At 63.4% G+C, this 24,807-nt stretch carries 30 protein-coding genes; 29 read left to right on the top strand and 1 reads right to left on the bottom strand.

Features of this window, described 5'->3' with window-relative positions:
* The first annotated feature begins 1 nt into the window (after position 1).
* From AC5ZG1_RS12675 to AC5ZG1_RS12645, 7 genes are all read left to right on the top strand, one after another.
* A complete protein-coding gene (locus AC5ZG1_RS12675; RefSeq protein WP_496133049.1) occupies positions 2-208 on the top strand; it encodes a hypothetical protein in 207 nt (68 codons plus the stop codon).
* Positions 208-468, top strand: coding sequence for a hypothetical protein (locus tag AC5ZG1_RS12670; protein ID WP_496133048.1), 261 nt, complete (start codon positions 208-210; stop codon positions 466-468). The genes AC5ZG1_RS12675 and AC5ZG1_RS12670 overlap by 1 nt, the downstream gene beginning before the upstream one ends.
* A gap of 94 nt (positions 469-562) precedes the next feature.
* Positions 563-1,084: a hypothetical protein gene (locus AC5ZG1_RS12665; protein ID WP_496133047.1), complete on the top strand. Its 522-nt coding sequence runs from the start codon at positions 563-565 to the stop codon at positions 1,082-1,084.
* 86 nt (positions 1,085-1,170) lie between these two features.
* Positions 1,171-1,584 (top strand): hypothetical protein, encoded by a 414-nt coding sequence (locus AC5ZG1_RS12660; RefSeq protein ID WP_496133046.1) that lies wholly within the window; start codon positions 1,171-1,173, stop codon positions 1,582-1,584.
* Positions 1,585-1,595: 11 nt separating this feature from the next.
* Positions 1,596-1,745, top strand: coding sequence for a hypothetical protein (locus tag AC5ZG1_RS12655; RefSeq protein ID WP_496133045.1), 150 nt, complete (start codon positions 1,596-1,598; stop codon positions 1,743-1,745).
* 64 nt (positions 1,746-1,809) lie between these two features.
* Positions 1,810-2,922 (top strand): hypothetical protein, encoded by a 1,113-nt coding sequence (locus AC5ZG1_RS12650; protein ID WP_496133044.1) that lies wholly within the window; start codon positions 1,810-1,812, stop codon positions 2,920-2,922.
* A gap of 1 nt (position 2,923) precedes the next feature.
* The gene (locus AC5ZG1_RS12645) at positions 2,924-3,571 is read left to right on the top strand and encodes a hypothetical protein (RefSeq protein WP_496133043.1); all 648 of its coding nucleotides are present in this window, start codon (positions 2,924-2,926) and stop codon (positions 3,569-3,571) included.
* Here the strand turns inward: AC5ZG1_RS12645 and AC5ZG1_RS12640 are convergent.
* Complete coding sequence (locus AC5ZG1_RS12640; protein WP_496133042.1) at positions 3,568-4,425, bottom strand: hypothetical protein; 858 nt, start codon at positions 4,423-4,425, stop codon at positions 3,568-3,570. The two genes, AC5ZG1_RS12645 and AC5ZG1_RS12640, sit on opposite strands and share 4 nt — an antisense overlap.
* Positions 4,426-4,570: 145 nt before the next feature.
* Here AC5ZG1_RS12640 and AC5ZG1_RS12635 point away from each other — a divergent pair, with 145 nt between their 5' ends.
* The 22 genes from AC5ZG1_RS12635 to AC5ZG1_RS12530 all read left to right on the top strand — a co-directional run bounded on the left by AC5ZG1_RS12635 (position 4,571) and on the right by AC5ZG1_RS12530 (position 24,784).
* Positions 4,571-5,308: a hypothetical protein gene (locus AC5ZG1_RS12635; RefSeq protein WP_496133041.1), complete on the top strand. Its 738-nt coding sequence runs from the start codon at positions 4,571-4,573 to the stop codon at positions 5,306-5,308.
* Positions 5,309-5,317: 9 nt separating this feature from the next.
* Complete coding sequence (locus AC5ZG1_RS12630) at positions 5,318-5,533, top strand: hypothetical protein (protein WP_496133040.1); 216 nt, start codon at positions 5,318-5,320, stop codon at positions 5,531-5,533.
* A gap of 11 nt (positions 5,534-5,544) precedes the next feature.
* Positions 5,545-7,263 carry a phage tail sheath subtilisin-like domain-containing protein gene (locus AC5ZG1_RS12625; RefSeq protein ID WP_496133039.1) on the top strand — a complete coding sequence of 573 codons (1,719 nt, stop codon included), beginning with the start codon at positions 5,545-5,547 and terminating at the stop codon, positions 7,261-7,263.
* 16 nt (positions 7,264-7,279) lie between these two features.
* Positions 7,280-7,702, top strand: coding sequence for a hypothetical protein (locus tag AC5ZG1_RS12620; protein WP_496133038.1), 423 nt, complete (start codon positions 7,280-7,282; stop codon positions 7,700-7,702).
* 85 nt (positions 7,703-7,787) lie between these two features.
* Entirely contained in the window at positions 7,788-8,126 is a 339-nt protein-coding gene (locus AC5ZG1_RS12615) for a hypothetical protein (protein ID WP_496133037.1), read from the top strand.
* Positions 8,062-8,400 carry a hypothetical protein gene (locus AC5ZG1_RS12610; RefSeq protein ID WP_496133036.1) on the top strand — a complete coding sequence of 113 codons (339 nt, stop codon included), beginning with the start codon at positions 8,062-8,064 and terminating at the stop codon, positions 8,398-8,400. Before AC5ZG1_RS12615 ends, AC5ZG1_RS12610 begins: the two co-directional genes overlap by 65 nt.
* Positions 8,397-11,318, top strand: a complete 2,922-nt coding sequence (locus AC5ZG1_RS12605; protein WP_496133035.1) for a lytic transglycosylase domain-containing protein — start codon at positions 8,397-8,399, stop codon at positions 11,316-11,318. Before AC5ZG1_RS12610 ends, AC5ZG1_RS12605 begins: the two co-directional genes overlap by 4 nt.
* Before the next feature lie 87 nt (positions 11,319-11,405).
* Positions 11,406-12,824, top strand: coding sequence for a hypothetical protein (locus AC5ZG1_RS12600; protein WP_496133034.1), 1,419 nt, complete (start codon positions 11,406-11,408; stop codon positions 12,822-12,824).
* Positions 12,817-13,668 carry a hypothetical protein gene (locus tag AC5ZG1_RS12595; RefSeq protein WP_496133033.1) on the top strand — a complete coding sequence of 284 codons (852 nt, stop codon included), beginning with the start codon at positions 12,817-12,819 and terminating at the stop codon, positions 13,666-13,668. The genes AC5ZG1_RS12600 and AC5ZG1_RS12595 overlap by 8 nt, the downstream gene beginning before the upstream one ends.
* A gap of 39 nt (positions 13,669-13,707) precedes the next feature.
* The gene (locus tag AC5ZG1_RS12590) at positions 13,708-14,865 is read left to right on the top strand and encodes a hypothetical protein (RefSeq protein ID WP_496133032.1); all 1,158 of its coding nucleotides are present in this window, start codon (positions 13,708-13,710) and stop codon (positions 14,863-14,865) included.
* Positions 14,862-15,479, top strand: coding sequence for a contractile injection system sheath initiator (locus AC5ZG1_RS12585; protein ID WP_496133031.1), 618 nt, complete (start codon positions 14,862-14,864; stop codon positions 15,477-15,479). The genes AC5ZG1_RS12590 and AC5ZG1_RS12585 overlap by 4 nt, the downstream gene beginning before the upstream one ends.
* A 9-nt stretch (positions 15,480-15,488) precedes the next feature.
* Complete coding sequence (locus AC5ZG1_RS12580) at positions 15,489-16,607, top strand: baseplate J/gp47 family protein (protein WP_496133030.1); 1,119 nt, start codon at positions 15,489-15,491, stop codon at positions 16,605-16,607.
* Positions 16,608-16,609: 2 nt separating this feature from the next.
* The gene (locus AC5ZG1_RS12575) at positions 16,610-17,809 is read left to right on the top strand and encodes a UCP028438 family phage-derived protein (RefSeq protein ID WP_496133029.1); all 1,200 of its coding nucleotides are present in this window, start codon (positions 16,610-16,612) and stop codon (positions 17,807-17,809) included.
* A 12-nt stretch (positions 17,810-17,821) separates the two neighbouring features.
* Positions 17,822-19,633 (top strand): hypothetical protein, encoded by a 1,812-nt coding sequence (locus AC5ZG1_RS12570; protein ID WP_496133028.1) that lies wholly within the window; start codon positions 17,822-17,824, stop codon positions 19,631-19,633.
* A 72-nt stretch (positions 19,634-19,705) separates the two neighbouring features.
* Positions 19,706-20,155, top strand: coding sequence for a hypothetical protein (locus AC5ZG1_RS12565; RefSeq protein ID WP_496133027.1), 450 nt, complete (start codon positions 19,706-19,708; stop codon positions 20,153-20,155).
* A gap of 7 nt (positions 20,156-20,162) precedes the next feature.
* Positions 20,163-22,067 (top strand): glycine-rich domain-containing protein, encoded by a 1,905-nt coding sequence (locus AC5ZG1_RS12560; RefSeq protein ID WP_496133026.1) that lies wholly within the window; start codon positions 20,163-20,165, stop codon positions 22,065-22,067.
* Positions 22,061-22,156 (top strand): phage tail assembly chaperone, encoded by a 96-nt coding sequence (locus tag AC5ZG1_RS12555; protein ID WP_496133025.1) that lies wholly within the window; start codon positions 22,061-22,063, stop codon positions 22,154-22,156. The genes AC5ZG1_RS12560 and AC5ZG1_RS12555 overlap by 7 nt, the downstream gene beginning before the upstream one ends.
* Before the next feature lie 51 nt (positions 22,157-22,207).
* Positions 22,208-22,849 carry a phage tail protein gene (locus AC5ZG1_RS12550; protein WP_496133024.1) on the top strand — a complete coding sequence of 214 codons (642 nt, stop codon included), beginning with the start codon at positions 22,208-22,210 and terminating at the stop codon, positions 22,847-22,849.
* Positions 22,850-22,923: 74 nt separating this feature from the next.
* Positions 22,924-23,211 carry a hypothetical protein gene (locus AC5ZG1_RS12545; RefSeq protein ID WP_496133023.1) on the top strand — a complete coding sequence of 96 codons (288 nt, stop codon included), beginning with the start codon at positions 22,924-22,926 and terminating at the stop codon, positions 23,209-23,211.
* Between the two features lie 27 nt (positions 23,212-23,238).
* Positions 23,239-23,934: a hypothetical protein gene (locus AC5ZG1_RS12540; RefSeq protein ID WP_496133022.1), complete on the top strand. Its 696-nt coding sequence runs from the start codon at positions 23,239-23,241 to the stop codon at positions 23,932-23,934.
* Positions 23,931-24,203, top strand: a complete 273-nt coding sequence (locus tag AC5ZG1_RS12535) for a hypothetical protein (protein ID WP_496133021.1) — start codon at positions 23,931-23,933, stop codon at positions 24,201-24,203. The genes AC5ZG1_RS12540 and AC5ZG1_RS12535 overlap by 4 nt, the downstream gene beginning before the upstream one ends.
* Positions 24,200-24,784, top strand: a complete 585-nt coding sequence (locus AC5ZG1_RS12530; protein WP_496133020.1) for a hypothetical protein — start codon at positions 24,200-24,202, stop codon at positions 24,782-24,784. The genes AC5ZG1_RS12535 and AC5ZG1_RS12530 overlap by 4 nt, the downstream gene beginning before the upstream one ends.
* Positions 24,785-24,807: the final 23 nt, after the last annotated feature.

Raw genomic sequence — 24,807 nt, 5'->3', positions numbered from 1 at the left:
CATGAAAACCAAACGCATACTCCTGGCCGTGCTCGCGATGCTGTACATCGTCGCGCCGGCGCGCGCCGCCGATGCCAGCGCCTGCTACAGCATCGCCAACATGGACGCCCGTTCCTTCTGCATCGCCAAGGCGCGCAAAGAGCCGGGCATGTGCTATTCCATCCAGCGCGCGGATCTGCGCGCGCAGTGTTTGGCGGAGACGCGCTGATGCAGGCCCATGTCGAAAACACGCGGCGCCAGCTCGGTGAGCTCGGCGCGATGGCGAAGCAGACCGAGGACATGGAGCGGCGCATCCTCTCCATCGCCGAGGAGCGCCTGTCCGGAATCGAACAACAGATTTCGGACGCGCGCGTCGCGGCGCTGACCGGCGACGATGCCGCGAAGCAGCGCTACACCGATCTGGTCGACGAACGCGGCCGCCTGAACCAAGTCATCGCGCAGGCGCACGCAGCGCTGGGCCGCGCATAATCATCCCCTACCTTGGGATCCCCTTTGGCGCCTTCGGGCGCCTTTTTTTATGCGCGTGAGCTGGTCGAAAAAGTCGTGACAGCACAATTGCGTCATGGATCAACCTGACCTGCTGGCCTCCGTTCCCGAATACCTGAGCATTGGTTCGATGCTCAAGGCGACCCCCATCGTCGATGGTGGGCGCCGGTTCGTGTACATCGAAGCCAGCAATGAGGCGACCGATCAGCAGAATGAGGTGGTGCTGCAAAAAGCACTCTCCTCGTCGTCGGACTACCGCAGCCGCCAGAACGGCACGAACAACACCGACGACTTCCGTCTGGTGAAGATCGTGAAGAAGGCCGGCGCTACCACGACCTTCGTGGACGTGAACCGCGACATCCCGGGCACCGTGTGCGTGCCGCTGCTGAACCTGGGCCCGTCCGCCGACGCCATCGGCTGGCGCCAGTTCCAGCCGATGACCAAGATCCCGCTGCCGTTCGGCGTGGGTGGCGTGCCGGTCATCTCCTGGTTCCAGTTCTTGTTCGGTTACCTGCGCGTGACCAAGCCGAAGCACCACGGCTACATCAAGAACATCCTGCCCAGCAACGCGAAGTGGCGCCCGCACACCGACGAGTAATCGTTCGGTGACCCAGGCGGGAGAGTGATCGACCGCCAAGCCGGGCCCCATCGTGGGCCCGGCGAGTCCCCCTCAAGGAGAACGAAGTGTCGAAAGTCATCTGCACGTTGCCCAACGCATCCGAGCTGATCAACGGCGTCAAATTCGAGGCGCACGAGCGCGGTATGATTTCCGAGGACATCTCGGATGAACAGGCCGAAGTCTTTCTCGCCATTCGCGGCTATGAGCCGGATGGCGTCGTGAAGAAGCAGGAGCCGAAAGCTCCGACCGGCGAAGCTGCTGCCGAGCTCGAGGAACTGCGCAAGCGCGCCGCTGAGCTGGGCGTCGATGTCAAAGGCACCTGGAAGCACGACCGCCTGAAGGCCGAGATCGAGAAGGCCGAAGCGAAGAAGGCGGAAGAAGCAGCCGCCGCCCAAAAGGCCGCTGACGAAGCTGCCAAGAAGCCCGCCGACGATGCCGAGAAAACCGGCGCCGACGGTGAATCCGAAACCAAAGCCTAACCGGAGGCAACATGGACCGCACCGAGCGCATCGCGAAGCTCTTGGACAACTTGAACCTGGGCACGCAGAAGGAAGAAGTCGGCAAATTCATCCTCGAGCTGGTCGGCAAGGTTGCCGATCTGGAAGCCCGCGTCGAGGCGTTGGAAACTCCCACGCCGTAACGCCCGCCACTCGAGGCGACTTTCAAGGGCCGCCTTTGTGCGGCCCGTTTCGTAGGCGGATCCTATGACGACCATCTTCAAGGGCCAGCAGGCCCGACTTGCGGTGACGGTGCTGATCGACGGCGCGCCCGTCGCCATCGACGAGGCGAGCACGGTTTCGGCGCAACTGTTCACGGTCGACGGCACGCAGGAGCTGTCGGTGCCCAAGCCTTGCACGGCGACCGATGCCGGCGCGGACTGGCCTTCTGGCGTCGTGGCCGTCGCATTCACCGACACCGAGACCGGCGCCCTGGCGCTCGGCGATGTCATGCTGGTGCTGACGAGCTCGAGCGGGTTCGGTGTCAAGCGTTTCAAGGTGACGGTGGAGTCGGCCACGGCGCCGACAAAATCATTTCTGTTCACCAAGGATTTCATCGTCGAGGAGATCCGCGCCGACCGGCTGATGCAGGCCGCGCAGGGGTTCGCTGGCGGCGCGCCGGTGTCGGACGACTACATCTGGAGCAAGATCGTGGCGGCCGAGGCGCAGATCGCGCATGACCTGCGCGTGCCGCTCGTTCCGACCAAGTTCTTCCCTGGCACGCCGACGGCCGACGAGCTCGCGACGCTCGGCAGCATGCCGTGGGCTGAGGATCCGGGCTACGACTACAAGCAGGATATGTTTTTCCCCGACCAGTGGGGCATGCTCAAGCTGAACAACAAGCCGCTCATCAGCGTCGAGAGCGTCAAGTTCGATTTCCCGACGATGGGCGACACGTTTTTCGACATGCCGGTCGAGTGGATCCGCGAGTACAAGAAGTACGGTCAGGTGCAGTTCGTGCCGTCAACGCCGGCGCTGTTCAGCACTGCCGGCTCGTTCGTCATGCGTGCGCTGACTGGCTACAGCATCGTGCCGATGATGGTGAAGATCACCTACGTGGCCGGCCTGGAGAACGCCGCGCGTGACTTCCCGGACCTGATCGACGCCATCAAGAAGATGGCCGTGCTCAAGGCCATCGAGGACGGCTTCCCGGCGCAATCCGGCTCGATCAGCGCCGACGGCCTGTCGCAGTCCATGAGCGTCGACCTCGCGAAGTATCACGAGATGGTCGACACCATCCTCAACGGGCCGAAGGGCGGCAACGGCGGCCTGATGACGGCGATCCACGGTATTCGCTCTATGGTGATGGGGGCCTCCTAAAATGATGCGTCTCAACCCGGCAGCGTTCAACGCGCACCTCAACCACATGGGCCAGAAATTCCTCTGGCGCAAAGCGTACCGGTGCCCATGCGTCAACCCGCACTCGGGCGCGGCCGATGTCGGTTGCCCGCAGTGTGGCGGCAAGAGCTGGCTGTGGGTCACTGCGAAGCCGGCGGTGGCTGGTGTCGCCAGCCAGAAGGTCCAGCTTCAATGGGCGCAGTTTGGCCTGTGGCAGGACGGCGATATGGTCGTGTCGATCCCGGAGAATTCGCCCATGTACGAGATGGGCCAGTTCGACCGCGCGGTGATGCTCAACAGCACGGACTACTTCTCGCTGCCGCTGGTCCACGGCGACGAGGGCGAGCGCCTGCACGTCCACGTCGACAAGATCGCGCGGGTGTTCTGGCTCGATCAGGCCGGCGCCATCGTCGAGGGCGGTATCCCCAAGGTCGGCGCCGGCGGCACGCTGACCTGGGCCGCCGGCGAGCCGCCGCTAGGCATGACCTACAGCATCACGGGCACGCGGTTCACCGAGTATTTCTGCTGGGGCCCGTACCCGAGCGACCGCAACGAGCACCAGGGCGCGCGCCTGCCAAAGCGCCTGGTTATGCGGAGCTTCGACCTGTTCGGCCGGGATATGCCGGCCTAGCCGAGCGTGCGCTTCATGGCCTCGCCGAAGGCGCGTTCGGCAAGCGGCTGCATCTCATCGGTGACCTTCTTCGCCAAGTAGAGGCCGGGCTTGGCTGGCACGATCCAGCCGGTCTGGCCTTCCATCATGATCCGGAATGTCATGTACGTGCTGTGCCGCTGGCCGCCGGGCGTGGTCGTGTCGAAGCGGTACATATTGGCGTAGCGATCCACCTTGCCCTTCGGGTTCGGCCCCATCGAGCCGGCACCGAGCTTGCCGCCCCACTGATACTGCAACTGCGACACCATGTAGGTCGATTTTGTCGCCGGGTTCGACAGGAACGGCGTCTGCTTCTTGAGCGGGCGCATGCCCCAGCGCGGATGCGCCGATGTGACCTCGCCGGCGGGGCGCTGGCCCTGGCCGACGACCTTACTTGGCGCGAGCTGAGATGCGAGGTCGTAGACGTGCTGGGGCATGGACGGCGCATGCGCGTCGTTGCCCGGCGTGTTGTGGCGGAAGGGGATTACCAGGAAGCGGCGACCGTCCTTCGTGCGGCGTACCTTCGTGCTCGTGTTGAGCATCTGCTTAAGGTCGCGCGGCGGCCGGCCGGTCTCGATCTCCTCGGCATATTTATAGTCGCTCGAGACGACGGCCGAGAACGGGCCCGTCATCTGCATCGTGATCGATTCGATGTAAGGCTGCTTTTCGCCGCTCCATAGCCGCGCCCGCTGTACGGCCTCCATCCAGTTGATCTGCGTCTGCTGTGCGACGGCGCGTACCGCCTGATTGAGCAGGGGAAACACCTGCTCGTTGACGGCGGAGCGTGCGGCGGCGGTGATGCCGGCGAGGTCGATGGAGATGCGGTATTCGGCCATGCCAGAATTCTATTGTCACGCCCGACCGCCGCGACGGTCGTGACATCATCATTTCGGCATGATCGCAATGATTGTGCCTCTCGCTGTTGGCAATGCGCTCCGGGTTTTCCTGGAGCCGCCGGCCAGCGCGCGCCATTGGCGCATCTTGCGCAAGGTGGCCGACACGTTCACCGACCACGACGATCCGAACGCGTTGCTCGTTTATGAGGGCGACGGGCGCTCGGCCTTGGATAGCCAGCTCCTACAGAACGGCACGCTGTACTACTACCGGGCCTACTACTGGGATGGCGTATCCTGGGCATCCAGCGCGACCGCGACCGGCACGCCGAACGCGACCTACCAGGATTGCAGCACCGACGTGTTGGAAGTCCTGCGGGACCGCATTTCGCTCGGCCTGCAGGCGGAGGTGAAGCGCGGAGCGCTGCGGGCAACCGACGGCGCAATCAAGGTGATGGTCGCGACGCCGATTTATGAGCAGACGCGATTTCCCGTCGTTTCAGTTCATCTGCTGTCCGAGACGCCGGCAGAGCGCGGCGTCGGCGAGCTGATCGAACCCGACATCTTCGACGACGAGGATTGGAACGAGCACGAGGGCTGGCTTGCGAGCGTGCAGGTCGCGTTCATTGCCTGGAGCCTGAATCCGGACGAGCGGATCGCGCTGCGCAAGGCATTGCGCCGGATCATCGTCGCCAACTTGCCGGTGTTCGACGCCAACGGATTCGTGAAGGTCGAAATCGCGCAGCAAGACGTGGATGCGGTGAGCGGAGAATTTCCGGCGCCGCTGTTCCAGGCGGCCGGGACGTTCAACTGCTTCGCGCCCGTGATCGTGCGCAGTCAGGTCGACCCGATCACCGATGTTCAACTCGAAGTTCACACTCCCTGAGAGGACAAAATGGCAAAAGCCGACAAACCCGAAGGCGCCCAAGCCGCCAATCCCGCCGTCGAACCGCTGACGCTCGATGAGTTCTGCAAACGTCTGTCCCTGCGGGACAAGCGCGTGGAGCTGATCGGCGCGTTCGAGTTCGTCGAAAAGCAAGCAGTGCGCTTCAAAGACGCCGAGTCGAATTATCAGGCTCGGTTTGAGGCTTTCGTCAACAAACCGGTCTGAGGTAAGCGATCATGGGAGTTTTCTTCAACGGTCGCCTGTGGATCTCGCCCGCCACCATGTCGGTGGTGGACGATACCGCGATGGCGAACCAGAACCTGTCCGTCGGCAATGTCCTGGTGCTGATCGGCCGCTCGAGCGGCGGTGAGCCCAACAAGGCGCTGCGCTTCGGCAGTCCGCAGCAGGCTATCGCTACCCTGCGCGACGGCGAGCTGCTGGAAGCGGTCAAGCGCGCGTTCGATCCGAGCGCGCAGACCAACGGTCCGTCGACCGTCATCGCCGTGCGCGTCAACCCGGCGGTGCAGTCGGGCCTGAGCCTGCTGGACGCCAGCAACAACCCGGTCATCAACCTGAAATCGACCGACTACGGCCTGTACACCAACCAGATCAAGGTCAAGATCGAGTCTGGCTCGACGGTTGGCAAGAAGGTCACCACGCAGTTCGGCAACGCCTACTACACGGCGGACAACATCGCACGCAGCGCCTTCCGCGTGCAGTACACCGGCGCCGCCGCGACTGCCGTGATGGACGTGACCAACTCGCAGATCACGCTGCAGGCGCCGTCCGGCACGAACGTCGCGACCATCGATCTGAATTCGTTCCCATCGGTCGAGCAGGTCGTGGACCGCATCAACTCGGTCACGGGTTTTACCGCCTCGGTCGAGGACGGCAACGGCCAGAAGCCGGCGCTGAACGGCCTGGACACGGTGACGGCGCAGGACGTGAAGACGGCCGCCTACGTGGCGACGGCACACCTGCAGGCCGTCGTGGACTGGCTGAACGGCACGAGCGAGGGTTTCGTGACCGCGACGCGCACCGCCAACGCCGGCACGGTGCCCGCGAACATCCCGTTCACTTACATGACGGGCGGTTCCGACGGCATCGTCACCAACTCGCAATGGAGCGACGCCTATGCCACGTTGCAGACGGTCGATGCTCAGTGGGTCGTGCCGGTGAGCTCGGACCCGTCGATCCACGCTATGAACGACACGCACTGCTCGTTCATGTCGAACGTGGCGCGTATGGAGCGTCGCGGCATCGTCGGAATGGCGAGCGGGTCGACCGACGAGGCTGCGCTGGCCGCCGCGAAGGCGCTGAACAGCGACCGCACGTCGCTCATCCACCTGGGCTTCTACGACTACAACTCGGCCGGCAAGCTGGTGCTGTTCCCGCCGTACATCGCCGCCGCCCTGGTGGCCGGCGCGTTCTCGGGCGTCAACCCGGGCACGCCGCTGACCAACAAGACGATCAAGGTGCGCGGCCTGGAGCGCGATCTGCGCAACCCGACCGACACCGACGTGCTGATCGAGGGCGGCGTGCTGTGCGTCGAGAACACCCCGAACGGTTACAAGGTTGTCAAGTCGATCACGACGTGGCTGCAGAACGACAACTACAACCGCGTCGAGGTCTCGGTGGGCGTGGCGGTGGATTTCGTGGCGCGCAACGTGCGCGACGCGCTCGACATCCTGCGCGGCGAGAAGGCTTCGCCGATCAGTCTGAGCCGCGCCGTGAGCATCGCCGAATCGGCGCTGCGCGAGCTGGCGCGCGCTGAGCCGCAAGGCCCTGGCGTGATCGTCGGCGACGATGCGAACCCGGCCTACAAGAACATCAAGGCCCAGCTCGAGGGCGACGTGATGCGCGTCGAATTCCAGTGCTCGCCGGTGCTGCCGATCAACTACATCCCCATCACGATCTACGCTGTCCCGTACAGCGGGACCGCGACGGCCGCGTAACGGAGGCTGAAAAGAAATGAAGCAAAACCTGCAAACCCGCAGCGGCAACCGGATTGTCGTTGTATTCGACGGCAAGCAGATTGGTCTGATCCAGTCTGTCGACATGAACGACGACTACTCGCCGGAGCCGGCGTCGGGCATTGGCGACATCCACGTCGTCGAATACGTGCCCACGATGGCGCGCCACTCGCTGAACGTCAGCGCCATGATGCTGAACCGTGGCGCCATGCTCCAGGCCGGCATCGCCATGGAGAACGGCGACGCCGTGCTGCAAGGTCTGGTGTTCGATTTCGAGGCTTACTCGAAAGACGATGGCACGCTGCTGCGCAAGTACATCGGCTGCTCGTATGCCTCGGGCAACATCCAGATCAGCAAGCATGCCATCGTGGTGCAGTCTGGCATGTTCAACGCGCTGGACGTGACCGGCATCGCTGCCTGATCGTCACCCGCTCCAAAAAGGCCGCCTCGTGCGGCCTTTTTTTCGTCGTGACGGGAGAATGGGGCATCACAAAGGAGATTCTACAATGGCACGCCAGCCCCACGCTTCCGACTTCACCGTCTCTGTCGACGACATTGGCACCTTTCGGTTCGCCCGCCGCACCATGCGCGACGAGATGCGCATCGGGTCCGAGTATTCGCGGCTGACGGAAGGCGTAGCAACTCCATCTCCCTCGCTGGATCTGGTTGCCGGCTGGATCTCCACGCTCAGGGTCATGACAGTCGAGGCGCCGGAAGACTGGGACATCGATGCGATGGATCCGCTCGACGACAACACTTACGCCAAGCTGCTCAAGGTCCATGCTGCATTCCGCCAAAAGGAGTCCTCCTTTCGAAGCGGAAAGGAGCAAGCGAGCAAGGAATAACGGGCGCGAGTGGGCGCAGACCGTAGAGTTCGCGTTTCGCCGCCGGTACAGCCTGCCGCCGACTGACCCGCGATTTCTCGATGCGACGCTCGAGGAAATCGAAACGGATTACTGGGCTCATCGATACGTCGAAAACCCGCCGACCGAGGAGGTCGTTGACGATGATTTCGACCAAGAAGCAATCGAGAAGCAGTGGGCGGAGGAAGCGGCGCGAGGCCAACTGCCGGACGATTTTGAACCAGTGATCGACGACAAGAGAAGCGGACAGGCATGAGCGGCATCAAAATCCCAGTCGAGGCGCAGTTCGATCCTGCCGACCTGGAGCAGGCAGTCCAGAAGTTCACCCAGCAGGTGAACAAGATGGGCACGGCCATCGCGCAGGCGAACCGGCTCAAGTATCAGCCTATCGACAAGGCGACGCTCGATAACATGCGCCAGCTCCAGGCGCAGTTCGAGAGTCTGAAAAAGATATCTGGCGGCTTCAACCAGCGCCTCAAGGCGACCGGGCAGAGCGGCGCCGGTTTCTTCGACATCGATTGGGCCAGGATGTACGACAATCCGGCCGAGCGCTCGCGCCGCATGCAGCGAGCATTCCAATACGTGTCGTCTGGCATCGGGGGTGGGTTTAGCAGCTTGCCGACGCCAGCCCCGGTCCCGTCACCTGTGCCCGGCGGCGGCGGTGGGGCGCCGCGCCCACCGGCCCCTGGCGGCGGTGGCGGATGGGGCGCGGCTGGCCGACGCATCGTCTCGTCCGGCTTGCGGTCCGCAGGGCCCGTCGGCGGCGTCGCCGATAACGCGCTGTCCGCTGGGATGTCCGGCGGAGCAATGGCCGGTCTCGCCGGGCTGCTCGGTGGAATCGTGGCGCTTGGTGTCGGCAAGGCCATCGGCGCGGTCATGGGCAAGGTCAACGATGCCCAGCGCGAATTCATCCAGTACGACACTCTCAAGCGGACGCTGGGCGATGTAAACGTCGGCTTCCACGTCTTGCGCGACACGCTGCGCGCCGCGTCGAAGTCTATCGACGTGACGTTCGAGGAAGGGCAGAAGCTCGGCACCGAGTTCGCGAAGATTTCCGGCATGGCGCCGGGCCAGTACAAGACGCTGGCCGACGAGGTTCGGATCGGCGGCGGCTTTGGACGCTCGTTCGGCCTGGACCCTGGCGCGGGCAATTCCTTCTTCGCGCAGATGCGCCAATTCCAGGTCACCGGCAACGAACATGAAAGCCGTCGGCTGGCGCTGCTGATCGGCGAGAGTATCGGCAAGTCCGGCGCGTTCTCCAAAGCCGACGAGATGCTGCAGGCCATTGCGTCCTACACGGCGCAGCAAACCCGCCTGGGGCTGGTCACTGGTAACGTCGGCGGCTATGCCGGCATGCTGTCCGGGCTGGTCGGATCGCGCACGCCGGGCCTGGATGTGGCCGGCTCGGCTAACCTGTTGTCCCGCGTCAACTCGGCTATCGCGGGCGGCGGCGGCGCCGGCGAGGCCGGCCAGAACTTCATGTATTCGGCGCTTGGCCGCCGGCTGGGCCTGGACCCGATCCAGACGCAGATCCTGCAGGAGCAGGGTGCATTCGGGACCGGCGCCGCCACGTTCGGCTCTGGTTCGCTGTACGCGCGCTTCGCCGAGCGCTTTGGCATGGCGGGCGCTGGTTCGGCCGCAGGCTCGTCGGCGACGAACCTGCAAATGCTCATGCAGCAGTTCCATAAGGTCTACGCTGGCCGGCCGGAGCTGATGTCTAGCGCGATGTCGAATTTCTTCGGCATCAACACGTCGCAAGCGATGGCGCTGGCGCTCCAGACGCCCGACAACCTCGGCGGCATTGCCGAGCGCTTGCAGCGCGGCGGCTTCGACATGAGCAAGCTGTCGGCGACTGGCATCGAGGCCCTGGGGCGCATCAATAGCGGGGGCCGCGATGTGCTCGAGGCCCAGGCTCAAAGCCTGCAGGGCCGAACCGGCGCGGACGCGTTGAACGCCGAGGAGCAGAAGCGACTGCGCATCGCCCTGGCGAGCAGCAACGATGACGACTTGCGTGACGTGCTGACCCAGCTCACGGCCTCACGCGAGCAGGAGAAAACCGACGGCAGCGAAACTCGCCGCGCGACGGTGGGCATGCTCAACCTGCAGCAGGAGCTGGCCGGCAAGCTGGTACCGCTGTTCACCGACATGCGTGCCGGCATCCTTTATCTCGCCGGCGATAAGGGAAAGGTCGGGCCCGTGGGCATCCAGAAAGCGATGCTCGAGGCGGAGTCGCGCGAGCGCAAGGGAGCCCTTGGCGTCCAGTATGACGACCGGATCAGTGCGGCCGCGCAAGGCGTGCAAGACGCGACCGCGCGCCATCAAGCGGCGTGGGAAGCGTTCCGGCAAAACGGCAGCAGCATGAATCCGGAGCAGCAAGAGGCGGCACGCGCTGAACTCAAGAAGCTGATGGATGAGCGGGTCGCGGCCGAGCAGAAGGTGCGAGACCTGGCTGTAGAGCGCTCGAAGGCCCTCGACGATGAGGATGCGCGCCTCAAGCGAGACGTGCGCGACCTTACGAGCAAAGCCTTCTCGGGCAGTACGGCAGGGACAACGCCTACGGTGTCCATTCCAGCCGGCGTCACGCCGGACGACATCAAGGGCGGCCCGGGGTCGACTGCAAACCTCAAGGGCGACTCCTGGCTCATGGCCGAGCTCGCTAAGACTGACAAGATGCTCGGCCTGCCGTCTGGCACGTCCGCCGCGCAGATCGACCAGGAAAGCGGTTGGAATCCGACCGCGCGCAGTAAGGCTGGGGCGATGGGTCTCGCCCAGGTCATGCCGGAGACGCTGAAATCCCTTGAGAAGCGATTTGGCCGCAAGCTGAACCCGGATGATCCTCGTGACGCCGTGCTGATCCAGCGCGAGCTCATGCGCGAGAACTTGGGCCGGTTCGGTAACGTCGAGGACGCGCTGAGCGCGTACAATGGCGGCTGGGACATGGGCAAGTGGGGCAACGACGAGACGCGGGCCTACGCGCCTAGCATCATGTCGAAACGCGGCATGTACAGCACCGCATTGCCGGAGGGCACCAAGCCGCCGGCGTCCGGTGATCAAACGCAACGCATCGCAGTCGAAGGCACCTTCACCCTAAACAAGCCTGACGGCACGCCGGCGGCCGCGCCGGTGCAGATCAACAAGCAGGTCGGTGCGCCGGCCGCGTTCGGCGCAAAGTAAATGCCAAACGTCAAAGTCTACCAGCCCGACATCCGGGTCACGCTCTACAAGACGATCAAGCGCACGACGCTCGACGAGGACACGCCTGTGTCAGCGCGGTTCTCGGGGATCGATCAGAAGATAGACCTGACGCCATTCCTGAGCGAAACCAGCGGCCTGCGCACGTCTAAGTCGGTGCGCGACGCCGCCGGCGGGTTTTCGCTCACTGTGGCCGACAAGCCCTACAAGACACTCGACGCATTCGAGACGCTGTACGGCGTGATCGAACCGATGGATTTCATCGAGATCCGCATGCGCCATGCACCGCCCGACCTGATTGGCAACGTGATTGCCGGCGCGGCCAATGACCCGACGCGGCCGCCGATTGTGATGCGCGGCTTCGTGTCGGAGGTCACCCGGAATGAAACGATGGGCGCCGAGGGCCGGCCGCAACGCTCCGTCGTCATCAACGGCCAGGACTACGGCAAGCTCTGGCAGATGCTCCAGATCCTGTACCTGCCCGGCTACGTGATCGGCCAGGACATCCTGTCCAACTTCAAACTGTTCGAGCGCTTCGGCGTCGGTTTCCAGACCACGATGAAGGCGGGCGAGTTCGTCACGCAGATGATCGAGAAGGTGGTCAACCCGTACCTCAAGAAGCTGATGCCGGAGCACTCGCCGAATCCGACGGCGATCCGGACCGATATTTCCGTCAAGCATGGCACAACCAGCATCACGGGCCCGCAGAACCAGGAGGGCACGATCTATGACCTGATCCGCACGTACACTGACGTGGGTATCTGGAACGAGCTCTACCTGGAGGACCGCGAGGACGGGGTGTACTGCGTCTATCGGCCCAACCCGGCGCAGGATATCAACGGCAAGCCGATCCAAGACGACGCGCCGGAGCCGACGATAGTCGACCTGCTGGATGTTGACGTGCTGAGCATGTCCGTCTCGCGGTCCGACGCCAACGTGGCGAACTTCTACTGGGTGCGCGCGCCGCGCTTCGAGATGGTGGGCGACATCACCATGAAGCTGTTCGCGATCCAAGGGGCGGACCGCAAGACGGTGCTGCTCGAGGACTATCCCAACTCCAAGACTGCCCTGTACGGCACGCGCGTCATGTACGGGCAGACCGAGATGGGCGGCGACGATGTGACGACGTTCAACAGCGGCCAGAAGGCGGCCGATAGCCAGAAGCGCGACAGCGGTATGGCGAACTGGGTCGCCGAGCGCCGCCGCATCATGGTCGAGCAGAACAAGGACAACGTGGTGCTCGAGCGCGGGACCATGCGCGTGCGCGGCAACGAGGCGATCAAGGCCGGCTGCTACGTAAGGCTCAAGCGCGGCGCCTTCACCGCGCTCTACTACGTGGTGCAGGTCGACCACGACTACATCCCGTTCAACGGGTTCTTCTCGACGCTGGCCGTCGAGCGCGGCATGGGCTTCGTCGAGCGCGCTAAGCGCGGCTCTGGCTCCGACAGCCCGTACCTCGCCGAAATGCTGGGGACGCTTAATGGCTAGTTTGCGCTGGGGCCGCGTCGAGGCCATCCATCCCGAGGATTATTCGGTCGATTTGGTCATGACCGACGATGGCTCGCGCCTTGCCGGCGTACAGGTGCTGACGCCGTTCGCGAGCTCGGATTCTGGCGTCAATGACATGGCGCAGCCATCCGGCGGAGGCGACTGGAGCCTGACGAAATCACGCGACCGCGATGTCCTGGCGGGCGTTGCATTCTTCGCGCAGTTCCCGGTCGTCATCGGTTTCCGTTACCCGCAGGTGTGCCAGATGCTGTTCGCGGAGCTCAATCGGCGCATCTCGCGGCATGCTTCGGACGTGTATTCGACGACGGACGCCGAAGGGAACACCGAGCTCTATCACCCGAGCGGCACCTATCTGCGCATCGCCACGTCGCCAGCGCACGAGGATCTGACGGGCAAGGACGCCGACGGCAACTGGAAGATCACCAAGAACACCGACAAGGCCGTCCACTTTCATGTGACGGTTGCGAACGCCGGCGCCGAGATGGCCTCGTTGGACATCAACCCCAGCGGCGACCTCGCGGTCACGCTACAGGGCAAAGCCACGGTCAATGTGACCGGAACGGCCGACGTGACCGCTGGCGGCGCCGCGACCGTCACGGCGCCGTCCGTCACGCTGGATACGCCTGAAACGACCTGCACCGGGAATCTGACCGTGCAGGGCGGCCTCACGGTGCAGGGCGGCGGCTCCGGCGGAACGTCGTCGATCAACGGCAACTTCAACATCACCGGCGATACCCTGACGCACAACGGCAAGAGTATCGGCAGCGACCACACGCATACCGACGTTCAGCCCGGCGGCGGCACGTCCGGGCCGCCGAGCTAGGCGGTCGTGGGCCTGTTGTCGTGACACGACAATGGGCCCATGTTCACGAGCCCTCCTTCGAGCCAGAAGGCAGAGGTCCGCCCGATCAGCTTCGTCCTGGACGATCAAGCGACGGGCGGCCCGCCTGCCAGCGTGGATCTGGTCATTCGGCCGGAGGATTTGACACGCAACGACCCCTCGCGCCTCAACGTCCAGCAGACGCTTGGCGGCGCCTGGGCCGACAACTTCGGGCCCGGCGTGCCCACGATTCAGATCAGCGGCCATACCGGCTGGCGCCCGACGTTCGCCAGCGGTGACGGCGGCGAGCGCTTCCAGCAGCTCTACGATCAGGTTTACCTGCAGTGGCATGAGCGGCGCGCGGCGGCCGTGCAGATGGGCATCGATCCGGATCTCGTCAAGCTGGTGTTCGCCGATGCCCTTGACGATTTCAGCGTCGTGGTGGCGCCGATGTCGTTCACGCTGCAGCGCTCCCGGTCGCGGCCGCTGCTGTACCAGTACCGGATCAACATGACGGTACTGGGCGAGGATGTCGACGGCGGCGGCTTGTTCGGTGGCCTGGGCGGGCTGCTCAACGCCGACGTGCTCGAGGCGACCGGGCTCGACAGTCTGATCGCCTCCATCAACGAGATCACCGGGGCCATCAACAACGTTCACCAGTGGGTCGACCGAACCATCGTCGCGCCCGTCCGCACCTTCATGCAGCAGACGGCGCGGCTCTACGGCGCCGTGCGCGGCGCGGTGGCGGCCGTCGACGGAATAGCGGGTTCGCTGATCAGCGTGGCGCAGATGACAGCGCAGGCCGGGATCAACATTTTTCGGTCAGCCGCTGCCATCGCGAACATCCCGAATCAGGTCAAGTCGCGCCTGATGCAGGTCGCCGGCGCGTACACCAACGTCTTCTGCGTGCTGCGTAACGCGCTGCGCCAGCAGATCTACTACGAGGACTACTCGCCGTTGTTCGGCGCGTCCAACTGCTCGTCGACGAGCGGTGGCCGTCCCATCAGCGTCCTGTCCGGCCAGAATCCGTTCTACTCGGTGGTGCCGACTCGTGCGCCGCTGCCGGTGACGCTGACCGAAAGCGCGCAGTCGAGTCTCCGGATCCTGGCGGCGAACGATCCGGTGCTGGCGCCAATGTCTCCGCTGGCGCTGCGTAGCGCGGTGACGAACGTAGCCAACGGCATGGCGGTGGCAGCATGACGACGCCGTTTTCCCGCCCGCTCTACGGCTACCGGTTCGAGGAAACTCGGCGCGGTGACTCGCTCAAGGCGATTGCCGCGCGCACGCTCGGCGATGCTGGGCGCTGGCACGAGCTGATCTCGTTCAACAACCTCGTCCCGCCATACATCACCGATGACCCGACGCAGGTAAAGCCCGGCGTCTTGCTCACCGGGGAGCTGCTGCTGATCCCGGCGCCGACGCCAGTCGTCACTACGACGACCGACCCCAACGAGGTTTTCCAGCGCGACATCCTGCTCGAGGATGGTGCCTTGGCCTTCGATGGTGGTGACTTCCTGGTAGCGGCCGGGCGGGACAATTTCAAACAGGCGATCCGTCACCGCGTGGATACCGAGCAGGGCGAGCTGATCCACCACATGACCTATGGCAACCGAGTGCGCCGCCTACTCGGCGCCATCAACGGGCCCACCGCTTCGCTGCTCGCTGCGCAGTACACGCGATCTGCCGTGCAGGCGGACCCGCGCGTTCGCGGCGTAACGAGCGCGACGGCCGAGGTCGTCGGGGACGCGGTGCGAGTCAGCGTGGAGGTTGAGCCGGTGTCGGGGCAGTCCGTGCAGGTCGAGGGGAACCCGTAAGGAAGCAATATGGCATTTCAGACCAAGGATTTCGTCTCGATTGTCGCGTCGATGATCAACTGGATGAAGTCGACGCAGAAGAAGGTCACCGACTTCAACGTCGGCAGTATCGTGCGGACCATTGTCGAGGCGCCGGCGTCGGAAATCGACGAGCTCTATCAGCAGATGTGGAACGGGCTGAAAGAGGCGATTCCGGCCGCGACCTATTTCTCGTTCGACTTCGACGCGCTGCCGGCGCTCCCCGCTACGGGGATGGTGCGGGTCACGATTGCATCGAACGCTTCGGACATCTTGATCTCGGCCGGTTCGACCGTCAGCTATGAGAACGGCGACATCGACTACACGGTCAACCAGGATGTGACGATCCTGGCGGGCAACACCTTTGCCGACGTGCTGGTGACGGCGACGACGGCCGGCGCCGCCGGCAATGTGTCTGCCGGGACGCTATTTACGCTGTCGCCGGCGCCTGCCGGGTTTGTCAGCGCGACGAACCTGTCGCCCTGGTCGAACGGGACGGACGCCGAGACCGAGGACGACCGCAAAATCCGATTCCGGGCCTTCGTCCAGTCGCTGAACCGAGGCACGGTGGCGGCCCTGGATTATGGCCTGAAAACCACGTCGCTGACCGATGCCTCGGGCAACGTTACCGAGCGCGTGGTGTCAGCATCCATCGTTGAGCCCTGGAAAGACATCGACTCCAGCATGCCGATCTCGCTGGTCGAGTGCTACATCCACAACGGCGTAGGCAGCACCTCGAGCGTCCTGGTCAACCGCGCGCGCGAGGTGATCTACGGCTACTACGACTCGACCGGCAAGGCCGTGCCGGGCTGGAAGGCCGCCGGCGTCAAGGTCGACGTGTTCGCTGCGGTCGAACAGGATGTGGCCGTGGCTGGCGTGCTGACCACGCTCCCAGGGTATGACAAGCCGACCCTGGTGACGCAGGCGAACGAAGCGGTCTACGCCTATATCCAGGACCTCGAGATCGGTGCGACGGCGGTGCTGTCCGAGATCATCGCGATCATCATGGACCTCGAAGGGGTCTACAACTTCGTGCCGAGCGTGCCGACAGCGGACACGACGGTCGACAAGAAAACCAAGCTCATGCCGGGCGCCATTACGATCACCTGACCATGCGGCTCACTCAGAAACTGCTCTCGCTCCTGCACCGGGTCTTTGACAAGGATCCGGGCAAGTTCCTTGCGCTGCGCCTGCAGTATGCCGGAGGGATGACGTGGCGCATCTCTGATGCGGTGCTGACCACGGCCGTGACCGGCGGGCCGGGGCAGGGCCTGACGGTGGACCTGACGCAGTTCACGCTGGGCGAGCTCTATAATCACCTCGCGGCGCAGCCGGGCTACTCGCTGTCCTATGGCGACTATTCCGAGCTGTCGTTGCTGTCCGCGCGTGTCCTGATGGACGGCTCTAACGACATCGCAAGCTCGAACGGCGATCACCTCTACGGCTACACGAGCGTGCTTTGGTCCTACATGGAGGCCCAGGCGGTCGAGCTCCAGCAGGCCGAGGTGCAGATCCGCGAAATGCTCAAGCAGATGAGCACCAAGACGGCGCAGAACGAGTGGCTGGACGAGATCGGCAGCTACTACGCCGTGCCGCGAATTCAGGGCGAGAACGACGCCAGCTTCGGTCCGCGCATCATCGCCGAGGTGCTGCGCCCGCGCGGCAACAATGTGGCGATGGAAGCGGCGATCAAGGTTTTCACGGGCCAGGACGCTAAGGTCACCGACGTAACGGTCTATGGCGACGTATTCCCGCTGTACAACGGCGTCATCACCCGCAACAGCGTCTACTTCTACAACGCGACCAGGAAGCCGGAATACGGCCTGTTCGATGTCGAGTACGGTTATGATTTCGAGAGCGGTAACGACATCGCGCAGTTCGCGCAGATCGTCCGCGACTTGATCGGTCGGCTGCGCGATGCGGGGACACACCTGCGCTCGCTGCTGCTGCGCGGCTCAGACATGCAGGACACGTTCACGCCGCCGAACGACGCCGGCGCGATCCCCTGGTCGGCGGCGGCCGCACTCGAGGATACGCTGGCTTCGCCGGACGATTCGGCGTTCGTCGTCACCTCCTCGTTCGGCGAACTGGTCGACACGTTCGCCGGGGCGCTCGATGGCGTCGGCCTCATGGTTCAGTACAACTATCGCTATAACGGCATCCGCTATCGTGACAGCAAAATCACCTACATGGGCAACCGCGTCACAGCGGAGAACGTAGGCACGCCCGGAGACATCCCGTTCGACGTGCTGTTGCGCGCTGACGGAAGTGTGGTTGCGGATGGGACCGAGGTCGCGGATGGCCTCCAGTAATTAGGAATAGACATGGCAGATTTCGACGGGAACCTCGACCCAGCCGCCGCGTGGGCCGATGTGCCTCAGATGACGGTTGAGGCGGTGCTTCTTGGCGGTGTCGGCGGGGCGCTGAATGAGCAGCCGAAAGCGCTTGCTGCGCGCACGAAGCTTCTCAAGCAGAGCCAGGACGATTTGGCTGACCACACCGATCCGCTCAAGGGTGCGTCTGGAATCGGGCATCTGCTGGCCGCGCTGGGCGCCGTCGGCCGCACCCAGGCCGAGAAGAACGCGGAAACCGTTAGCGTGCGCGACTTCGGCGCAATCGGTGACGGCGCGCTGCACACGGTTGGCGAATGGATAGCGCAGGGGCGTTACGCCAATCTTGCTGCCGTGCAAGTAGATTACCCGCACGTCACGGATACCACCGATTCCATCGACTGGGCCGCCTGGCAGTCGTTTTTCAAGTATCTTGGTGACAACGGCGGACACGGGGAAATTAACCCCGGTGTGTTTGTCACGAACAAACAGGTATCGCTGTTCAATCCGCCCAAGGGGTTCACTGTTCGCGGCGCTGGCAATGGCAGCGTGCTTGCGCTGCGCGCGTCATCAAACACGACGGCAATCGGGCTTGTTGCTCCGCATGACGGCGACATTTCCCATTTTCAGATCGATTGCGGACAGAGCGTTACCGGGTTTTCGTCACACGGCGTAAGCATCAGCAACCCTCGCAAGTTCACCGCATATCGGCTGGATATAGCGGATTACAGCATGTCCGCCGGTCTGATGTTCGTGACCGCGCCCGGTTTGGGCTCTGAAAGCTATTTCATCGAGTGCACGGGCGACGGACGCGGCACTGGTAGAAACGGCTTCCTGATTGAAGGCATCGACACCTGGGGCATCATCAATTGCCACGCCAAGGACCTGGATATGTCGATGACGCCGGGCATTGGTCTGCAAGGCAAGAACAATTGCCGAAACGGTTACATCCTCGGCGGCACGGCGGAAGGTTGCGTGGCAGGCGTCGGCTTTGGTGGCGACGGTGATGTGGCCGGAAGTGGTCCGATCAACTGCCATGCGCTTGGAACAATAACGAAGGGCTGCATGGATGGTGCAATCGCCGGGAAGACCACCGACTGCACCATCGATATCATCACGGACATGGCGGACAGCCCAGAGCCCGTCGGCCAAACTGGATACGCGCTCAATATTGCCGCATTCAATGTGGGCCTGAATGCGTCGATGACGATCTACAACGTGCAGGCCGGGCGCACTGCAATTCGTGTCGGCTCCAGCGCCTGCATGATCAAGGTCAAGTACGTGAAGGGTTACGGCGCCAAGCTGGCGACGTTGACCGCTGGCGTGCAAAATACGGACTTGCTGGTCGAAACCATCAGCGGCGCCACCAACTCAACCAACATCATTGACCTGATTGACGATCAAAGCGGGCAGACGACAAACCGGGTTTCTTGGCTGCGCGACCTGCCAAACACCGGATTGGCCAATACTGGATTTGTCCGCTTCCCGGTTGCCGGGAAGTTGCAAAATTGGATTTCCTACTCTGGCACGCTGGATGCGTTCACGTTCCGCGCGAATGCCGTGGACAGGTATGTGATGAACCCTACGGTATTCAGGCCGGCCACCAACAACACCGCAGGGCTTGGCACTGCGTCGTTTCAGTGGACCGAGGGGCATATCAAGAAACTGTCTCTGTATCCCGGAGCAGCCGACACGCCGGTCACCAATGGCGAGCTTAGTTTTGCGCTGACGAACAACACCACGCTGCAAGTGAAGGTAAAGGGCAGTGATGGGGTGGTGCGAAGCGCGACGCTGCCGCTGGCGTAATCACAACCGCAAGAGGAAAGCCCCGCCCAGGTCGTGACGCGATAATCCTCCACATCTACTGGAGGTCTGCGCGTGAGCCATTCCCTACACGACTTTTCCCAGGCGCCGAGCGGGCTGTTCGTACTGAACGTCTACCGCCGTGGTGAGCTGATCGAGGTTTTCGAGGAAGCGAACCTCATCGTCGACAACTCGAAGCTGATCCACGCGCGCCTGCTGGGCGGCGACGTGACGAACCGGTCGGTGACGCAGATCGGTTTCGGCACGAATCCCACGCCGCCGGCCGGTGGCAATACCTCGCTTACTGGCGCCTTCGTGAAGCCGGTCGATACCGTTTCCTACCCCGCTACGAACCAAGCCCGTTTCGGCTTCTCGCTCGGCACGTCCGAGGCGAATGGCATGGCGATTTCCGAGTTCGGCCTGCTGACGGCCGGCAGCATGCTCTACGCGCGCAAGGTGCGCACGGCCCCGCTGAACAAGGAATCGGACCTGACGTTTGCTGGCACCTGGACCATCAACTTCTGAGGCGCCTGTGGCTAACCAACCAGAAATTATTCAGTACGACGTAGGCGTCTATCAGCTCGAGGTAACTGATCCGGTGGACGGCGGCGTCGGCGCGGTCTCGAACGCGCCGCTGCTGAACCTTGCCAACCGGACGGCTTGGCTGAAGAAGCACGTCGACGACCTCGAGTCTGGCGTTTTCAAGATGGATTGGGCGGCGCCCAAGAATTCGCCCACATTCACCGGCACGCCGACGGCGCCGACGCCTCCGCTCGGCGACAACAGCACCAAGGTCGCAACGACGGCATTCGTTCAGGGAACGGTTAACTCCGTTCTCTACAAGGATGTGGCAGGGAACTTGAATGTTACGCTGACCGCGATTGAGGCGGGGGCTGGTATTCTGGTTTTTACCGGCGTGCTGACGGGTAATATCGCTGTCATCGTTCCTCCAACGCCAAAGCGGTGGATCATTGTCAACCGGACGAGCGGGGCATTTTCGCTCACGATCAAAACTGCCGCCAGCACTGGTGTTGTCGTTGCCCAAGGAAAGAACGCCGATGTCTGGTGTACCGGCGGCGACGTGCAACTGTCGACTACGGATTTCAATGATACGGCTCTGACCGGCTCGCCGACGGCGCCGACGGCACAGAGTGGCGATAGTTCGCAGAAGCTCGCGAGCACCGGATTCGTCATGAACGCTACCGACGGGATGGCTACCATCAATGTCGCTGGCAGCTCGAACGTCACGCTGACACAGGTGCAGCACGGCTGCGCGATCCTGCGACTCACCGGCGTGCTGACGGCGAATATCAACTTGATCCTGCCGTCTCAGTCCGGGCAGTGGGTCATCGACAACCAGTCGACGGGCGGGTTCAACATCACAGCCAAGACGGCCGCTGGCACCGGCGTTACGCTGCCTTCTGCCTTGGCTGTCGTCGTCTACTGCGACGGCGTGAACGTGGCCTTCGCCAGCTCGAGCGCGGCGAAGTCTTTCACTACTCACAGCTTCGCTCCGGCTGCAGGCACGACCGTCCTTACCATTGTGGGGGGCTACACCGTCGGGAACGTCGTTGTCGAGAAAAACGGCGCCCTGCTGCAACCGGCGGATTTCACGGCGACGGACGGAGCCACTATCACCGTCTCGGCGACAACGGCCGGTGACAAGTTCACTGTCTATGCCTTCTCGACGTTCGAGGTCGCCGATGCGGTAAAGAAGTCCGGCGATGTAATGGCAGGTCCGCTGGTCGGACCCTCGAGCACGTCGGAAACCACTGCTGGTCTGATCGAACTGGCGACGACTGCCGAAGCCCAGGCGATGATCGACGATCAGCGTGCGATTACGCCGAAGAAGCTGCAAGACGCGCTCAAGGCCACGACCGGAATGCAAGTGTACGGCACTCCTGGATCGTTCACTTGGACGAAGCCCGCTGGCGTGACGAAGGTCAAAGTTCGGGTGTACGGCGCTGGCGGCGGAGGTGCGTCGGACACTGTGGCCCCTGGTCCGTCTGGCGGTGGTCAAGGCGGCTATTGGGAGGGTATTTTTGATGTGTCCGGTGTTGCAACCGTGCCGGTCACTGTTGGCACCGGCGGCACGGGCGCGACTGTTACGGGAACTAACGGCGGTGCGGGTACGGCCTCTTCGTTTGGCGCGTTCTGCTCTGCACAGGGCGGCTCTGGCGGAACCCGGGATTCCAACGCTTCCCCGGGTGGAACGGCGACCGGAACAAGCGGCTTTGGATGGACTGGCGGCTACGGCTCCGTAAGTATCGGCAACGCCGCCGGCACTAACTTCTTGGGCGGCGCGGGAGGCGGGTTTGCGTCTCCCTTCGGAGTTTCCGATAGCAGTCGTCCGACTTCGCCAGGAATGGGCGGCGGTGGCCGAGTGGGCAGCGCTGCAGCTCCAGGCGCGCACGGTGCAGTAATTATTGAATGGTGATGCTCGCGCACTGCCAAGCGCTGCGCGATCTCCCCGAACAACAGGGCTTTCCGGCAGTCGCGATGCCGGAAGCTCCCGACTTCCTGTAAGCGAAAAGGCTGGGACGATGATTGGCAGCTCTGCATGATCTTCTTGATGGAATGCACGGCGTTATTTTTCCGTTCGGTGGCGCGTCCGCGCCGCGCGGTTTTCTGATGTGTGCAGGGCAAGCCGTGAGCCGGACGGACTACGCGGCGCTTTTTGACGTAATCGGCACGACGTATGGCGCCGGCGATGGCACCAACACCTTCAACGTGCCGGACCTGCGCGGGCGCGTGGTTGCCGGCGTCGACAACATGGGCGGCACGGCTGCGTCGCGACTGACGACCGCAGGTGGCGGCGTGAACGGTGCCGCGATTGGAGCCGTCGGTGGCGGTCAAAACCACGCGCTGACCGTCGCGCAGATGCCCACTCACAATCACGGCGTCAATGATCCGGGGCACGGTCACGGGGTGAACGACCCAACGCACGCCCATAGCGTCTACGACCCTGGACACGCCCACAGCTACTCGCAGCCTTATCGCGCTGGCTGGGAAGCATCGGCCGGCGGCACCGGGATTGCCGGCAGCGTTCAGGGGAATTCGACCGGCGCGGCCGGCACCGGCATCGGGATCTATGCTGCGGGCACTGGCATCAGCATCGCGGGCGCCGGCACCGGCATTTCGACGCAGAATAACGGCTCCGGCACTGCGCATCCGATTGTGCAGCCAACGATGGTTTTGAACTACATCATCAAGACATAGCCGGATCGGTGATGGATGTCGTGACGATAGACTGCGGGTGAAGTCAACACCCGCAGTTTTTTTTGGAGCGCATCATGTTGAAACGTCTCGCCGCGTTCATTGACGCATCGGCCTGGGTTCTAATCCTGCCGGCCGTCTTGGTCCTCTCTCTCACTGATCTCGCGATGGTTCGCACGCTGCTGGAGTGGACCTCCTACGCGCTGGTGCTCTCCGGCATTGCCATCGTCGTCAGCCGCGTGACGTTCCACCAGATCAAGATCGACGATCTGATCGGGCAGGTGGAGCAGGGCCGCCGCGACCGTCATTGCGTCCATCGTATTCTTCGTCGGCATCGTCATGCTGGCGCTGGTGCTGTGGGCTAAATCGTAATGCGCACGCTCCGGCATCTGTTGTTCTTCGCGGTCTCCTTGATCGCCTCGTGCGCCGGCGCGCCGGCGTATGCGCAGGCGGTGCCGCCGAATGCGGTGAAGCTGCTGCCGGAGCTGCGAGCCGTGCAGGAGCGCATCTGGCCGGCGGCGCCGATGCCGTCTTTCCTGGCGGCGCAGGTGGAGCAGGAATCCTGTATCTCCCTCAAGCACTCGAAATGCTGGAACCCGCGCGCCGAGCTGAAGACGAGTCGCGAGTACGGGTTTGGGCTTGGGCAGGTCACCATCGCGTACCGCGCCGACGGCTCGGTCCGCTTCAACAAATTCCAGGAGCTGCACCAGCAGTACACCAGCCTGCGCGGCTGGACCTGGGAAAACCGCTACGACGCCAAGTACCAACTCACCGCAATGGTCGAGATGGACAAAGGCATTTACGGCCGCGTGAAAGACGCTGCGACGAGCAATGACCGGCTGGCGTTCACGCTGTCCGGCTACAACGGCGGCGAGTCCGGCGTCATGCAAGACCGCTTGCTTTGCAAGAACACCGCCGGCTGCGACCGCAATCGGTGGTTCGGCCACGTGGAGCGCACAAGCCTCAAGTCCAGGACCAAATGGCAGGGCTACGGCGCCAGCGCATTTCAGATCAACCGCGAGTACGTCAAGAACGTCATCCACGTTCGCCGGCCCAAGTACGAGCCATACTTCCAGGAGCGCCCGTGAGCCTCGACGTTCAAACTTTCCTCCAGGTCGTGTTGGGCTTGGCGACTTTCTTTGGTGGCATGGTCATCAAAGGCCAGCGCGACGACATCAAGGATTTGCAGGCGAACAACGCACGGCTCGTCGAGCGCTTCCAGGATTACGTGCTCAAGGACGAGTTCCGGGAATTTCGCACCGAGCAGCGCGACAGTTTCAACCGGTTGTTCGAGAAGGTCGACGAGTTGAAAGCTCAGATCGCACAGAAGGTCGACCGCCATGAGGTGAACCGATGACTGTCGTAACCGATGCTGCCGGCGCCGCCGCGAAGGCGGTCGCGCGTCCGTTTCTGCCGTGGCTGATCCTGGCCGGCGTCCTGCTGGTCGCCGCGCTGACCGGCGGCGCGTTCTACCAGGGTTGGTCGATGCGCGGCGACCGCGAGGCCGCCAATCAGCTCAAGGCCGAGCGCGCGATGCAGCAGCAGATCAATGAGCAGCGCGAGCGCGGCGATAAGCTGGCCTCCGATCTCGAGGAAGAGAAGCGCAACATCAAAACCGTCACCGTCGAGGTCATCAAAGAGGTGCCCAAGGTGACGACCGTCTATGTGGAGAAACCCGGTGAACCTGCGAAAGCTATTCCTCCTGCTGTTTATACCTGGGGCTTTGTCGGCATGTACGACCGTGCCCTCCGGCCTGATCTGCCCGGCACCGCCGGCCAATTTGCTCGTCCGCCCGGCGGATCCGATCTTGCTCGGGCCCCAGTTGACAGCCCCCTCATCCTCCAAACCCACACAGTGAACGCGGCGCAATACGCCGAGTGCCGCGCGCAGCTCAACAAGCTGATCGACTACGAGCTGGCGCGACAGCCAAAGAAATAGCCCGCTCGAGGCGGGCTTGGCGT

It is taken from the genome of Bradyrhizobium sp. Leo78 (genome assembly GCF_059512425.1).
Note: the sequence above shows the minus strand (reverse complement) of the source record. Positions and strands in the feature narration are given on the sequence as shown.

Excerpts from the sequence above, each read along its gene's own strand:
- AC5ZG1_RS12610 (WP_496133036.1), top strand. The coding sequence starts at position 8,062 with ATGCTGCATTCCGCCAAAAGGAGTCCTCCTTTCGAAGCGGAAAGGAGC.
- AC5ZG1_RS12580 (WP_496133030.1), top strand. The coding sequence starts at position 15,489 with ATGGCATTTCAGACCAAGGATTTCGTCTCGATTGTCGCGTCGATGATC.
- AC5ZG1_RS12640 (WP_496133042.1), bottom strand. The coding sequence starts at position 4,425 with ATGGCCGAATACCGCATCTCCATCGACCTCGCCGGCATCACCGCCGCC.
- AC5ZG1_RS12545 (WP_496133023.1), top strand. The coding sequence starts at position 22,924 with ATGTTGAAACGTCTCGCCGCGTTCATTGACGCATCGGCCTGGGTTCTA.
- AC5ZG1_RS12530 (WP_496133020.1), top strand. The coding sequence starts at position 24,200 with ATGACTGTCGTAACCGATGCTGCCGGCGCCGCCGCGAAGGCGGTCGCG.
- AC5ZG1_RS12555 (WP_496133025.1), top strand. The coding sequence starts at position 22,061 with ATGGTGATGCTCGCGCACTGCCAAGCGCTGCGCGATCTCCCCGAACAA.
- AC5ZG1_RS12625 (WP_496133039.1), top strand. The coding sequence starts at position 5,545 with ATGGGAGTTTTCTTCAACGGTCGCCTGTGGATCTCGCCCGCCACCATG.
- AC5ZG1_RS12665 (WP_496133047.1), top strand. The coding sequence starts at position 563 with ATGGATCAACCTGACCTGCTGGCCTCCGTTCCCGAATACCTGAGCATT.
- AC5ZG1_RS12645 (WP_496133043.1), top strand. The coding sequence starts at position 2,924 with ATGATGCGTCTCAACCCGGCAGCGTTCAACGCGCACCTCAACCACATG.
- AC5ZG1_RS12585 (WP_496133031.1), top strand. The coding sequence starts at position 14,862 with ATGACGACGCCGTTTTCCCGCCCGCTCTACGGCTACCGGTTCGAGGAA.
- AC5ZG1_RS12590 (WP_496133032.1), top strand. The coding sequence starts at position 13,708 with ATGTTCACGAGCCCTCCTTCGAGCCAGAAGGCAGAGGTCCGCCCGATC.
- AC5ZG1_RS12630 (WP_496133040.1), top strand. The coding sequence starts at position 5,318 with ATGGCAAAAGCCGACAAACCCGAAGGCGCCCAAGCCGCCAATCCCGCC.
- AC5ZG1_RS12615 (WP_496133037.1), top strand. The coding sequence starts at position 7,788 with ATGGCACGCCAGCCCCACGCTTCCGACTTCACCGTCTCTGTCGACGAC.
- AC5ZG1_RS12605 (WP_496133035.1), top strand. The coding sequence starts at position 8,397 with ATGAGCGGCATCAAAATCCCAGTCGAGGCGCAGTTCGATCCTGCCGAC.
- AC5ZG1_RS12570 (WP_496133028.1), top strand. The coding sequence starts at position 17,822 with ATGGCAGATTTCGACGGGAACCTCGACCCAGCCGCCGCGTGGGCCGAT.
- AC5ZG1_RS12595 (WP_496133033.1), top strand. The coding sequence starts at position 12,817 with ATGGCTAGTTTGCGCTGGGGCCGCGTCGAGGCCATCCATCCCGAGGAT.
- AC5ZG1_RS12670 (WP_496133048.1), top strand. The coding sequence starts at position 208 with ATGCAGGCCCATGTCGAAAACACGCGGCGCCAGCTCGGTGAGCTCGGC.
- AC5ZG1_RS12550 (WP_496133024.1), top strand. The coding sequence starts at position 22,208 with ATGCACGGCGTTATTTTTCCGTTCGGTGGCGCGTCCGCGCCGCGCGGT.
- AC5ZG1_RS12655 (WP_496133045.1), top strand. The coding sequence starts at position 1,596 with ATGGACCGCACCGAGCGCATCGCGAAGCTCTTGGACAACTTGAACCTG.
- AC5ZG1_RS12650 (WP_496133044.1), top strand. The coding sequence starts at position 1,810 with ATGACGACCATCTTCAAGGGCCAGCAGGCCCGACTTGCGGTGACGGTG.
- AC5ZG1_RS12620 (WP_496133038.1), top strand. The coding sequence starts at position 7,280 with ATGAAGCAAAACCTGCAAACCCGCAGCGGCAACCGGATTGTCGTTGTA.
- AC5ZG1_RS12575 (WP_496133029.1), top strand. The coding sequence starts at position 16,610 with ATGCGGCTCACTCAGAAACTGCTCTCGCTCCTGCACCGGGTCTTTGAC.
- AC5ZG1_RS12675 (WP_496133049.1), top strand. The coding sequence starts at position 2 with ATGAAAACCAAACGCATACTCCTGGCCGTGCTCGCGATGCTGTACATC.